The following is a 12447-nucleotide window of genomic DNA, read 5'->3' on the forward strand; positions in this document are numbered from 1 at the left end:
CCGACGAACTGCAGGCCGCTGCCGCGTGCGGCTCGCTCAGCTGCATCTCGCTCCTGGCCGAAGCGGGCGCGTTCCGCCCCGCCGGACGAGCGCCTGCCCCTCGCCATCACCTCACGTTCGAGGCCCCGCCCGGCCGTCCTCGATGCTCGAATCGTGACGCACTGGAGCCATCGCGTCCGGGAGGCGGAGTACCGCTCGATCCGGGCGACTCGCGAGGAGGCCCTCGCACAGGTCTTCCAGTGTCAGCCGCTCCCTCTCACGATCGCCGTCGCCGACTCCTGCCTTCGCCTCCGTCTCCTAGCGCCGAACGCCCTCGCTGCAGTGGTCGGCGTCCTCCCCTCCCGACTCTCGGGCGTCGTCCGGCTCGTCGACGCGCGGGCCGAGTCCGGATCGGAATCGGTGGCGCGCGTCGGTCTCGTGCTGCAGGGTCTCGCCTGCGACGTCCAGGTCCAGGTCCCCGGTGTCGGCCGCGTCGATCTCGTGGTCGACGGATGGGTGCTCATCGAGGTCGACAGCCGTGCCTGGCACGATGACGAGCGCTCGTTCCAGCGGGACCGTCGACGCGACCGCGCCGCCGCGGCACTCGGGTACACGTCCCTCCGTTTGACGTATGCCGACGTCATGCACGACTGGCCGCGCACCCTCGACAGCATCCTCGCCGTGCTCGCCCGGGGCCGTCCCGTCTGACGCCTCGGTCCGTCGAGCCGGGGCCCATCGTGGGGACTTCTCGGCTCGCACGACTCGGTTCGGCTCGTGGAACAAAGCGGGTTCGACGAGCCGAACGCGGAACCGCGAGCCGGAGCTGGAGGTGGAGCCGGAGGTGCAGGAGACGGCCTCGCTCCGGCCCTACCCTTGGAGGCATGACGGAGGCGGCGACAGACACTCCGCGCGGCATCCCGGCGCTGATCGAGCGGGTGCTGCGCACGCGACCGCTCCGCGTCTTCCTGCACTACTCCGAGACCGGCGGGCCGCTCTTCGCCTCGGGCCTGGCGTTCCAGGCGCTCTTCGCCGTCTTCGGCGCGCTGTTCGTGTTCTTCGCGGTGTTCGGCTTCTGGGTCCGCGGGGACACCGCGCTGCGCGATTCGCTGATCGAGCTCGTGCAGCGCTCGATCCCCGGACTGATCGGCGGCAAGGGCTCCCTCGTCTCCGTCGACACGCTGCTGGACCAGTCGATCCTGGGCTGGACCGGAGTCATCGCCGCCGCGGTCCTGCTCTGGACGGCCCTGAACTTCCTCGGGAGCCTCCGGCAGGCCGTCCGGATCCTCTTCACGCTGCCCGGTCCGACGACGCTGTTCGTCCTGCTCAAGCTCAAGGACGCCGGACTCGCGCTCGTCTTCGGAGCCGTGCTGCTCGTCTCCGCGGGCCTGTCGGTGTTCTCGACCACGTTCGTCGACGTCGCCTTCGACTTCCTCGGTATCGGCAGCGACTCGGAGCTCGGACGCATCACCGGTGGTGCGGTCGGCCTCCTGATCATGCTCGCGCTCGACACCGCGACCCTCGCCGGATCGTTCCGGATCCTGTCGGGCATCCCGATCCCGTGGAAGAACCTGTGGGTCGGAGCGCTGATGGGCGGCGTCGCCCTCGGCGCCCTGAAGATCCTCGGGACGCAGCTGCTCGGCGGCGCGTCGCGCAACCCGCTGCTCGCGTCCTTCGCGGTCCTCATCGGTCTGCTGATCTGGTTCAACCTCGTCTGCCAGGTCATCCTGATCGTCGCCTCGTGGATCTCGGTCGGGATGAGCGACGCCGGCATCTCGGCTCGCAAGCTCACCCCGGAGGAACGCGAGAAGGAGCAGGAGGAGCAGCTGCGCGCCGCACGCCGCACGCTCGCAGAGGTGGAGCGGCAGCGTCTCACGACCGCCCTCGCCGACGCCTCCCTCCTCAAGCGGCGGCGGATCGAGAAGAGCCTGGAGCGCCTCGACGAGGAGCTCGCCGAGCTCTCGGCCTGACCCGCGCATCCGAGGACCGCCCCACTCCGCGGGCGCGCTGCTCCACGCTTGTCGAACATGTTTGTTTCTGTTGACTTCGTGGGTAAACGGGTCTAAAAAGATGTAAACGCAGATCCGCCCCGCGGAACGCGAGCACCACTGGATCGAGACGACGGAGTCGACATGTACGCACCGGAGCGCCACCAGGCGATCCTGGACCGTGCCCGCACCGACGGGCGGGTCGAGGTCCGCGATCTCGCGCTCTCGCTCGCGGTCACGCCCGAGACGATCCGTCGCGACCTCACGAGCCTCGAGCGCCGCGGCCTGCTGCGCCGGGCGCACGGCGGCGCGATCCCGGTCGAGCGCCTGGGCATCGAGCCCGAGGTCGCCGCCCGCGAGGGCCACCTCGCCGCCGAGAAGGACCGCATCGCCACCGCAGCCCTCGCCGAAGTGCCCGACGGCGGGTCGCTCGCCATCGACGCGGGCACCACCACCGTCCGCCTCGCGGAGCTGCTCCCCCTGGACCGCCGGCTGACGGTCGTCACCCACTCCCTCCCCGTCGCGATGGCGCTCGTCGGCCGGCCCAACATCGATCTGCACCTGCTCGGCGGTCACCTCCGCGGAGTGACGCAGGCCGCCGTCGGCCCGTGGGCCGCCCAGGCGATCGCCTCCGTCTCGGTGGACGTCGCCTTCATCGGCACCAACGGCATCAGCCGCGAGCGGGGCCTCACCACCCCCGACCTCGACGAGGCCGTGGTCAAGTCGGCCCTCATCACCTCGGCACGCCGCGTCGTCGTCCTCGCCGACCACTCCAAGTTCGGCCGGCAGGACTTCGGGCACGTCGCTCCGCTGTCCGCGATCGACACCGTCATCACGGACAGCGGCCTCGACGACGAGACCGTCGACGACGTCGAGTCCGCCGGCCCCGAGGTGGTCCGCGCATGATCGTCACCGTCACCGCCAACCCGAGCATCGACGTCACCCTCTCGACCAGCGGCTTCGCGGTCGGCGAGGTCAACCGGGCGCACGACGTGCGCCGCGACCCGGCGGGGAAGGGTGTCAACGTCGCCCGCGCCCTCGCCCGCAACGGAGTCGAGGCCACGGCTGTCTACCCCGCCGACGCCTCGACCGGGCTCGACCTCTCGTCGATGCTCGAGGCGGCGGGCGTCCGGTCCGCGAGCATCGCGATCGCGCAGCCGATCCGCACCAACATCACCGTCGTCGACGACGCCTCGGGGCGCACCACCAAGATCAACGAGCCCGGCCCGGCGATCAGCCCCGAGGAGGCGAAGGCGCTCTCGGAGCTCATCTGCGACCACGTCGTCGCCGCACCGCGCTGGCTCGTCGCGTGCGGCAGCGTCCCTCCGGGACTCGGCGACGACTTCTACGCGTCGCTCGGCCGACTCGCCCTGCACTTCGGCGTCCCGCTCGCCGTCGACACCTCCGGAGCCCCGCTCACCGCGATCATCGCGGCCGGCACGGCGACCCTGGTGAAGCCCAACCTCGAGGAGCTCGAGGAGCTCCTCGGCCGCTCGCTCCCGACGGTCGGAGACGTCGTCGCCGGAGCACGCGAACTCCTCCGCCTCCCGGACGCGCGAGCGCTCGTGAGCCTCGGAGAGCACGGCGCCCTCCTCGTCACGGCCGACGCGTCGTGGTGGGCGGGCGCACCCGCCGTCGTGCCCCTCAGCACCGTCGGCGCCGGGGACAGCACCCTCGCGGGCTACCTCTCGGCCACCGACGCCACGGAGGCGGAGCGCCTCGCGACAGCAGTCGCGTGGGGCACCGCCGCCGTCCGGCTCCCGGGCAGCGAAGCCCCGGGGCCCGACTCCCTCCGACTCGACGACGTCACCGTCGTCGCGTCCCCCGACCCCCACCTCCCGATTGGAGAACTGAGCGCATGACTGCACTCACCGAGGCCTCGACCGTCATCGTCGACCTGACCGCCGCCACCAAGGACGAGGCCACCGCGCAGCTGGCGAAGACGCTGGCCGACGCGGGCCGCGTCACCGACCTCGACGGGTTCCTCGCCGACGTCCGCGACCGCGAGGCGCAGATGGCCACCGGCATGCCCGGCGGCATCGGGATCCCCCACGCCCGCTCCTCCCACGTCGTCGCCCCCAGCGTCGCCGTCGGCATCGCGAAGCAGGGCGTCGACTTCGGCGCCCCCGACGGACCGGCCGACCTGATCTTCCTGATCGCCGCCCCCGACGGAGCCGACCAGGCGCACCTCAAGATCCTCGCCCAGCTCGCCCGCAAGCTGATCCACGAGTCCTTCACCGGGTCCCTCCGCGCCGCGTCCAGCGGCCAGGAGGTCGCCGACATCATCGCCCGAGAGGTCGTCGTCTCATGAGGATCGTCGCCGTCACCAGCTGCATCGCCGGCATCGCGCACACCTACATGGCCGCCGAAGCCCTGGAGCAGGCCGCGAAGAAGAAGGGGTACGAGATCCAGGTCGAGACCCAGGGCGCTGCGGGCTCCGACCCGATGTCGGACCAGACCATCGCCGACGCCGACGTCGTCATCCTCGCCGCCGACCTCGAGGTCCGCGGCAAGGAGCGCTTCGCCGGGAAGCCGACCCTCGAGGTCGGCACCTCGGAGGCGCTCGCGAAGGCCTCGGAGGTCATCGACCGCGCCGTCGCCACCGCCCAGGCCGCACCGCCCGCCGCCGCCGCGACCTCCTCCGACGCCCCCCGCTTCGTGGCCGTCACGAGCTGCATCGCGGGCATCGCGCACACCTACATGGCCGCGGAGGCGCTCGAGCAGGCCGCGAAGAAGCGCGGCTACCCGATCCACGTCGAGACCCAGGGCGCCGCCGGCTCCGAGGAGATGACCGCGGGCGACATCGCCGCCGCCGACGTCGTCATCCTCGCCGCCGACCTCGAGGTCCGCGGCAAGGACCGCTTCGCCGGCAAGCCGATCCTCCAGGTCGGAGTCGCCGAGGCGCTCGCGAAGCCGGATGAGGTCCTCGACCGCGCACTCGCCCTGCGCAGCGCGAAGCCCGCCGACGCCCCTGCCCGCGCGCAGGCCGCCGCCGCCCCCGCCGCCCCCAAGAAGGTCGGCGTCGGCACGCGCATCCGCCAGAACCTGATGACCGGCGTCTCGTACATGATCCCGTTCGTCGCGGCGGGCGGTCTGCTGATCGCCCTGTCGTTCCTGTTCGGCGGGTACCAGATCGTCAGCTTCACTCCGCAGCAGATCATCGACAACGGCTTCAACCCGGTGAACATCACCGACTGGGCCGGAGTCATGTTCCTGATCGGAGGAGCGACCTTCGCGTTCCTCGTGCCCGTGCTGTCCGGCTTCATCGCCTTCGGTATCGCCGACCGCCCCGGCATCGCCCCCGGCTTCCTCGGCGGCGCGGTCGCAGTGACCGTCGGAGCCGGCTTCCTCGGCGGACTCGCCTCGGGCTTCATCGCCGGATACGCGGCGCTGTACATCTCGCGGATCAAGCTGCCCGCGGCCTTCAAGTCGCTGATGCCCGTCGTGATCATCCCCCTGATCGCGACCTTCATCACCGGCTTCCTGATGTTCGTCGTCCTCGGAGCGCCGCTGCGCGCGCTGAGCGAGGGACTCTCGTCCTGGCTCTCCGGACTCACCGGCGGCAACCTCATCGTGCTCGGGATCATCCTGGGCCTCATGATGGCGTTCGACATGGGCGGGCCCGTCAACAAGGTGGCGTACGCCTTCGCGACCACAGGTCTCGCCTCCGTCCCCGCCGACGGCGACCCGAACTCGGTCCAGTTCAAGGTGATGGCGATCGTGATGGCCGCCGGCATGACGCCGCCGCTGGGTCTCGCCCTGGCGACGACGCTGCGCAAGCGCCTCTTCACCGACGCCGAGCGCCAGAACGGCAAGGCCGCCTACCTGCTCGGCGCGTCCTTCATCTCGGAGGGGGCCATCCCGTTCGCCGCGGTCGACCCGCTGCGCGTGATCCCCTCCGCGATGATCGGCTCGGCCGTCACCGGCGCGCTCGTCGCCCTGTTCGGCTCGACCCTCCGCGCCCCGCACGGCGGAGTCTGGGTCACCGGCCTCGTCGGACAGCCGATCCTCTACCTGGTCGCGATCCTCGTCGGAATGGTCGTCACCGCGATCGCCGTCATCATCGCCAAGAGCATCAAGCGCGCCCCCGTGGTCGCCGAGGTGCCCGAGCCCGTCACGGCCCGCCCCGTCGCCGCGGTCTGACCCGCGCCGACCCCCGAACGACCGTCCTGAGCGGTCCCTCCGACAGCCCGCGCCTGCGCCGCCTTCTTCTTCTCCGAGGGAAGGTGGCGCAGGACGCGGGCTGTTCCTTTTTCCGCGGCGGTCCCCGCCCGCCGCGGCGCAGTCGGCTTCGCGACGGGATGCGTTTCCGAGAGCGGGGCGCGGACGGCTACGACGAATCGCTGGGACGCGATCCGCCGGTTCGCCTCTGCGGTGGCGCGGCGGTCCCCGCCCGCCGCGGCGCAGTCGGCTTCGCGACGGGATGCGTTTCCGAGAGCGGGGCGCGGACGGCTACGACGAATCGCTGGGACGCGATCCGCCGGTTCACCTGAGCGGTGGCGCAGCGGTCCCCGCCCGCCGCGGCGCGGGTGGCTTCGCGACGGGGACGCGTTTCCGAGAGCGGGGCGCGGACGGCTACGACGAATCGCTGGGACGCGATCCGCCGGTTCACCTGAGCGGTGGCGCAGCGGTCCCCGCCCGCCGCGGCGCAGTCGGCTTCGCGACATGGTCCGTTTACGGGAGCGGGCAGCGGACGTCTACAGCGAATCGCTCACACGCGATTCGCCGGTTCGCCGTCACCACGGGCGGCGGTCCCCGCCCGCCGCGGCGCGGGTGGCTTAGCGGTGGGGCGCGTCAGCGAGGGCGAGGCACGGACGGCGAGGACGAATCGCCGGCATGCTGTTCCCCGGGGCGCCTCCTCGACGGGCGGCGGCGGTTGCGCCGTGCGCAACCTCAGCTCGGAGAGGGGTATCCCGGCTGTCAGCGGTTTCACCCCTGTCACAGCTGAGGTTGTGATGCCGGGGCCGACGCGGAGGTGAGGACACCGGGTGCGCCGCGGATGGCCCCCGACCGTCGGGGGGTCGGGGGCCAGAACCTGAGCTGTGACGCGTGCTCGGCCACCATCGTGGCTGAGCGGCCCTCCTGGCTGACGTTCTGCGCAGCGGGAAGAGACGCGGCGCCCGGGAGGGCCGTGTCGGCGGCCGAGAATAGACTGCTCCGGTGACCAAGAAGCTCCTCCGCATCGCCTCCGTCAACGTCAACGGGGTCCGCGCCGCGTTCCGCAAGGGCATGGGCGACTGGCTCGCCGCGCGCGACGTCGACATCCTCGCCCTGCAGGAGGTGCGCGCCTCCACCGACGACCTCACCGGGCTCCTCGGCGACGACTGGGACGTGCTGCACGACGAGGCGACCGCGAAGGGCCGCGCCGGAGTGGCGCTCGCGTCCCGCAACCGCGCCACGATCCACCGGGTCGCCCTGGGCGCCGACGACTTCGACTCGGCCGGGCGCTGGCTCGAGGCCGACTACGAGGTCGGCGACCGCACGATCACCGTCGTGTCGACCTACGTCCACTCCGGTGGCGTCGGCACCCCGAAGCAGGACGAGAAGGTGAAGTTCCTCGACGCGATGACCGAGCGGCTGCCCCAGTTGCAGGCGCACAATCCGCTCGCCGTCGTGATGGGCGACCTCAACGTCGGCCACCGCACCCTCGACATCAAGAACTGGAAGGGCAACGTCAAGAAGGCCGGCTTCCTCCCCGAGGAGCGCGCCTACTTCGACCGCTTCCTCGGCGCCGAGGGCGAGGAGGGCTACAACGCCGGTGCCGGGCTCGGCTGGATCGACCTCGGCCGCCGCTTCGCGGGCGAGGTCCCCGGGCCCTACACCTGGTGGTCGCAGCGCGGCCAGGCCTTCGACACCGACACCGGCTGGCGCATCGACTACCAGCTCGCCACCCCCGAGCTCGCCGCGCTCGCGCGCAGCTACGAGATCGACCGTGCCGACAGCTGGGACACCCGCTGGTCCGACCACGCCCCCGTCGTCGTCGACTACGAGCTCTGACCCTCCACCACTCCCCCGCGCGATCACCGCGCCACCGCACCGCAACTGAGGCCTCACCATGACCCCCACCGCTCCGGGCGCGAAGCCCGTCATCTTCTCGGGCATGCAGCCCTCCTCGGGCTCGCTGCACCTCGGCAACTACATCGGCGCGCTCACGCAGTGGGTCGCCATGCAGGAGGACTTCGACGCGTACTTCTGCGTCGTCGACCTCCATGCGATCACCGTGCCGCAGGACCCGGCCGAGCTGCGCGAGCGCACGCGCGCGACCGCTGCACAGTACATCGCGGCCGGCATCGACCCCGAGCGCTCGACTCTGTTCATCCAGTCGCACGTGCCCGCGCACGCCGAGCTGGCGTGGATCCTGAACACGGTGACCGGCTTCGGCGAGGCGAGCCGCATGACGCAGTTCAAGGACAAGTCGGCGAAGCAGGGCACCGAAGCCGCCTCGGTCGGCCTCTTCACCTACCCGATCCTCATGGCGGCCGACATCCTGCTCTACCAGACCGACGCCGTGCCCGTCGGCGAGGACCAGCGCCAGCACCTCGAGCTCACCCGCGACCTCGCGGGGCGCTTCAACACGCGCTTCGGCGAGACCTTCGCGATCCCGGAGCCGCACATCGCCCGCGAGACGGCGAAGATCTACGACCTGCAGAACCCCGGCGCCAAGATGTCGAAGTCGGCGGAGTCGGACGCGGGCCTGCTGAGCGTGCTCGACGAACCGAAGGCGACCGCGAAGAAGATCATGCGGGCCGTCACCGACACGGAGTCGGAGGTGCGGTTCGACCGCGCCGCCAAGCCCGGCGTCTCGAACCTGCTCACGATCTACTCCGTTCTGGCCGACCGCACGGTCGAGTCGCTCGAGCAGGAGTACGCCGGCCGCGGCTACGGCGACCTGAAGAAGGGTCTCGTCGAGGTCGTCGCCGCGACGTTCGACCCGATCCGCGCCCGGACGGCCGAGCTGCTGGCGGACCCGGCCGAGCTCGACCGCGTGCTGTCCCGTGCGGCCGACCGCGCCTCCGAGACGGCGGAGAAGACGCTCGCGACCGTCTACGACCGCATCGGCTTCCTCCGCCGCACCCGCTGAGCCGTGCTGCGGCTCGCGCTCTTCGACCTCGACGACACCCTCTTCCAGCACGCCCGGGCGGTCCGGAAGGGGATCGTCGCGCACGCGACGGCGCTCGGCGACGCGTACTCCGGCGAGGCGGGTGAGATCCAGCGCCGCTGGTACGACCTCGAGGAGGAGCACTACCACCGCTACCTGGCGGGCGAGCTCGACTACGAGGGGCAGCGGCGCGCCCGTGCGACGGCCTTCGCAGCCGACGCGGGCGTCGAGCTGTCGCCGGAGGAGGCGAGCGAGTGGTTCGCCGCCTACCTCGAGCAGTACGTGGCCGCGTGGACGCTGCACGACGACGCTCTGCCCGCCCTCGACCGGCTCGACGCGGCGGGCGTCCGGATCGGCGTGATCACGAACGGCGACCTCGAGTTCCAGACGCGCAAGATGGACGCGATCGCGCTGTCGGAGCGCGTCGAGCACCTGATCGCGTCGGGCGAGGTCGGCGTGACGAAGCCGGATGCGCGGATCTTCCAGGTCGCCTGCGAGCGGTTCGGAGTGGCTCCGTCCGATGCGCTGTACGTCGGCGACCGCCTCGGCACCGACGCGATCGGCGCGGCGCGAGCGGGACTCCGCGGGATCTGGCTCGACCGGGTGGGCGGACCGGAGCACGGCCGTGAGCTGCCGGAGGACGCCGTCGACCTGAGCGTGCGGCAGATCGGATCCCTCGACGAGCTGCCGGCGCTGCTCGGGATCTGAGCCGGGGCAGCCTCGGCGAGGCGGGGTCCCGATACGCCGCTGCGCGGCTACTCGACCAGCAGAGGCGGCGGCGCTGGCGGGCGGGTCTCGATACGCCGCTGCGCGGCTACTCGACCAGCAGATTGCGGCTGAGCCATCGGGGAACGAGGAAGCGCCTCGGCGCGACCCGAAGGCCGCGCCGAGGCGCTTCACCGATCCTGAGGCCGGCGTTCTCGATCGCCGCGCTACACGAGGCGAACCGGCGGAACGCGTGCGAGCGTTCCGACGTAGCCGGACGCAAGACGCTCTTCACATCGCGACCGCGCGCGAGAGCCGACTGCGCCACGGCGGGCGGGGACCGCCGTGGAATCGATTACGACACGTCCTCGTCGACCCAGTCGAAGGTCTTCGTGACGGCCTTCTTCCAGAGGCGGTACTGGCGGGCGGCCTCGTCCTGGTCCATGGAGGGGGTCCAGCGCGAGTCCTCCTGCCAGTTCTGGCGCAGGTCGTCGAGGTTCTCCCAGAAGCCGACGGCGAGGCCCGCGGCGTACGCGGCTCCGAGCGCGGTGGTCTCGGCGACGACCGGGCGGACGACCGGGACGCCGAGGATGTCGGCCTGGAACTGCATGAGCAGGTTGTTGGCGATCATGCCGCCGTCGACCTTGAGCTCCTGCAGGGGCACACCGGAGTCGGCGTTGACGGCGTCCAGCACCTCGCGGGTCTGGAACGCGGTCGCCTCGAGCGCGGCGCGGGCGATGTGGCCCTTGTTCACGTAACGGGTCAGGCCGACGAGCGCACCGCGCGCATCCGACCGCCAGTACGGAGCGAAGAGACCCGAGAACGCCGGCACGAAGTAGGCGCCGCCGTTGTCCTCGACGGTCGCGGCGAGTGCCTCGACCTCGGGCGCCGAGCCGATGAGGCCCAGGTTGTCGCGCAGCCACTGGATGAGCGAGCCGGAGACCGCGATCGAGCCCTCGAGTGCGTAGTGCACCTCGCCGTCGCCGAGCTTGTAGCCGATGGTGGTGAGGAGGCCGTTCTTGGAATGGACGATCTCGGTGCCGGTGTTGAAGATGAGGAAGTTGCCGGTGCCGTAGGTGTTCTTCGCCTCGCCCGGATCGAACGCCGCCTGGCCGAAGGTCGCGGCCTGCTGGTCGCCCAGGATGCCCGCGATGGGCACCTCGCGCAGCAGCGACGAGGACTCGACGTGGCCGTACACCTCGGAGGAGGAGCAGACCTCGGGGAGCATCGACTTCGGGACGCCGAACGCCTCGAGGATGTCGTCGCGCCACTCGAGGGTCTCGAGGTCGAGGAACAGCGTGCGCGACGCGTTGGTCACGTCGGTCTTGTGCACGCCGCCGTCGATGCCGCCGGTCAGGTTCCAGAGGACCCAGGTGTCGGTCGTGCCGAAGATCAGGTCGCCGGCCTCGGCCTTCTCGCGCGCACCCTCGACGTTCTCGAGGATCCAGACGATCTTGGTGCCCGAGAAGTAGGTCGCGAGCGGGAGGCCGACGATCGACTTGAAGCGGTCCGCTCCCTCGTCGCCCGCGAGGCGGTCGACGATCGACTGCGTGCGGGTGTCCTGCCACACGATCGCGTTGTAGACGGGCTTGCCGGTGGTCTTGTCCCAGACGACCGCGGTCTCGCGCTGGTTGGTGATGCCGACCGAGGCGATGTCGTGGCGGGTCAGGTCGGCGCGGGAGAGCGCCTGGCCGATGACCTCGCGGACGTTGTTCCAGATCTCGATCGGGTCGTGCTCGACCCAGCCCGCGCGGGGGAAGATCTGCTCGTGCTCCTTCTGACCGGTGGAGACGATCGAGCCCTTCTTGTCGAAGATGATCGCGCGGGACGACGTCGTCCCCTGGTCGATCGCGATGACGTAGTCAGCCATGTGCAAGTACTCCTTCGTAACGAGTGTGGGAGGAAGCGGCGCGGAGCGCGTCAGAGGATGGGGAGCAGGACCAGCGAGGACCAGCCGGCGAGCAGTCCACCGACGATCGGGCCGGCGATCGGCACCCACGAGTAGGACCAGTCGCTCGAGCCCTTGCCCTTGATCGGGAGCAGCGCGTGGGCGATGCGGGGGCCGAGGTCACGGGCCGGGTTGATGGCGTAGCCGGTCGGGCCGCCGAGGGAGGCGCCGATCGCGATCACCAGGATCGCGACGGGCAGCGCGCCGAGCGCGGCGAGTCCGCCGTCGCCCTGACGACCGCCGCCGAATCCGATGACGACGAAGACGAGCACGAAGGTGCCGATGACCTCGGTGACGAAGTTCCAGCCGTAGGAGCGGATCGCCGGGCCGGTCGAGAAGACGCCGAGCTTGTTGGCGGGGTCGGGCTCCTCGTCGAAGTGCTGCTTGTACGCGAGCCAGCAGAAGACGGCACCGAGGATCGCACCGAGCAGCTGCGCGGCGATGTACGACAGGATCGACACGATGTTGACCGGGACGCCGGAGCCGAACTCCTCAGCGCCGCTCGCGACTAGGCCGAGCGTGACCGCGGGGTTGAGGTGCGCGCCCGAGTTGTACGAGACGATCACACCGGAGAAGACCGCGAAGCCCCATCCGATGTTCACCATCAGGAACCCGCCGTTGAAACCCTTGTTCTTCACCAGCGCGACGTTGGCGACGACGCCGCAGCCCAGGAGGACGAGCAACGCCGTCCCCACCAGCTCCGCTAGGAACACCACTCCGAGATTGTCCAC

At 71.0% G+C, this 12447-nt stretch carries 11 protein-coding genes; 9 read left to right on the top strand and 2 right to left on the bottom strand.

Annotated features, from left to right (window positions below; translation table 11 throughout):
• Positions 1 to 153: 153 nt before the first annotated feature.
• The 9 genes from LRG51_RS05535 to LRG51_RS05575 all read left to right on the top strand — a co-directional run bounded on the left by LRG51_RS05535 (position 154) and on the right by LRG51_RS05575 (position 9771).
• Positions 154 to 687: a DUF559 domain-containing protein gene (locus LRG51_RS05535; protein WP_230671572.1), complete on the top strand. Its 534-nt coding sequence runs from the start codon at positions 154 to 156 to the stop codon at positions 685 to 687.
• Positions 688 to 860: 173 nt separating this feature from the next.
• Positions 861 to 1946, top strand: coding sequence for a YihY/virulence factor BrkB family protein (locus LRG51_RS05540; protein WP_055787988.1), 1086 nt, complete (start codon positions 861 to 863; stop codon positions 1944 to 1946).
• Positions 1947 to 2108: 162 nt separating this feature from the next.
• Positions 2109 to 2870: a DeoR/GlpR family DNA-binding transcription regulator gene (locus LRG51_RS05545; protein ID WP_055787984.1), complete on the top strand. Its 762-nt coding sequence runs from the start codon at positions 2109 to 2111 to the stop codon at positions 2868 to 2870.
• The gene (locus tag LRG51_RS05550; RefSeq protein WP_055787981.1) at positions 2867 to 3826 is read left to right on the top strand and encodes a 1-phosphofructokinase family hexose kinase; all 960 of its coding nucleotides are present in this window, start codon (positions 2867 to 2869) and stop codon (positions 3824 to 3826) included. Before LRG51_RS05545 ends, LRG51_RS05550 begins: the two co-directional genes overlap by 4 nt.
• Positions 3823 to 4275 (top strand): PTS sugar transporter subunit IIA, encoded by a 453-nt coding sequence (locus LRG51_RS05555; RefSeq protein WP_055787979.1) that lies wholly within the window; start codon positions 3823 to 3825, stop codon positions 4273 to 4275. The genes LRG51_RS05550 and LRG51_RS05555 overlap by 4 nt, the downstream gene beginning before the upstream one ends.
• Positions 4272 to 6107, top strand: a complete 1836-nt coding sequence (locus tag LRG51_RS05560) for a PTS fructose-like transporter subunit IIB (protein WP_230671574.1) — start codon at positions 4272 to 4274, stop codon at positions 6105 to 6107. Before LRG51_RS05555 ends, LRG51_RS05560 begins: the two co-directional genes overlap by 4 nt.
• A gap of 1017 nt (positions 6108 to 7124) precedes the next feature.
• Positions 7125 to 7961 (top strand): exodeoxyribonuclease III, encoded by an 837-nt coding sequence (locus tag LRG51_RS05565; protein ID WP_055787977.1) that lies wholly within the window; start codon positions 7125 to 7127, stop codon positions 7959 to 7961.
• Between the two features lie 58 nt (positions 7962 to 8019).
• Positions 8020 to 9045, top strand: coding sequence for a tryptophan--tRNA ligase (trpS, locus tag LRG51_RS05570; protein WP_082481016.1), 1026 nt, complete (start codon positions 8020 to 8022; stop codon positions 9043 to 9045).
• A 3-nt stretch (positions 9046 to 9048) separates the two neighbouring features.
• Complete coding sequence (locus tag LRG51_RS05575; protein ID WP_230671576.1) at positions 9049 to 9771, top strand: HAD family hydrolase; 723 nt, start codon at positions 9049 to 9051, stop codon at positions 9769 to 9771.
• A gap of 352 nt (positions 9772 to 10123) precedes the next feature.
• On the opposite strand, the gene glpK is transcribed toward LRG51_RS05575, so the two are convergent.
• Together glpK and LRG51_RS05585 are read right to left on the bottom strand one after the other, a co-directional pair.
• Positions 10124 to 11638, bottom strand: a complete 1515-nt coding sequence (gene glpK / locus LRG51_RS05580) for a glycerol kinase GlpK (RefSeq protein WP_055787968.1) — start codon at positions 11636 to 11638, stop codon at positions 10124 to 10126.
• A gap of 50 nt (positions 11639 to 11688) precedes the next feature.
• Entirely contained in the window at positions 11689 to 12447 is a 759-nt protein-coding gene (locus tag LRG51_RS05585; protein ID WP_082481105.1) for an MIP/aquaporin family protein, read from the bottom strand.

It is taken from the genome of Rathayibacter sp. Leaf248 (assembly GCF_920939495.1).
In the GTDB taxonomy this organism is placed as follows: Bacteria; Actinomycetota; Actinomycetes; order Actinomycetales; family Microbacteriaceae; genus Rathayibacter; species Rathayibacter caricis.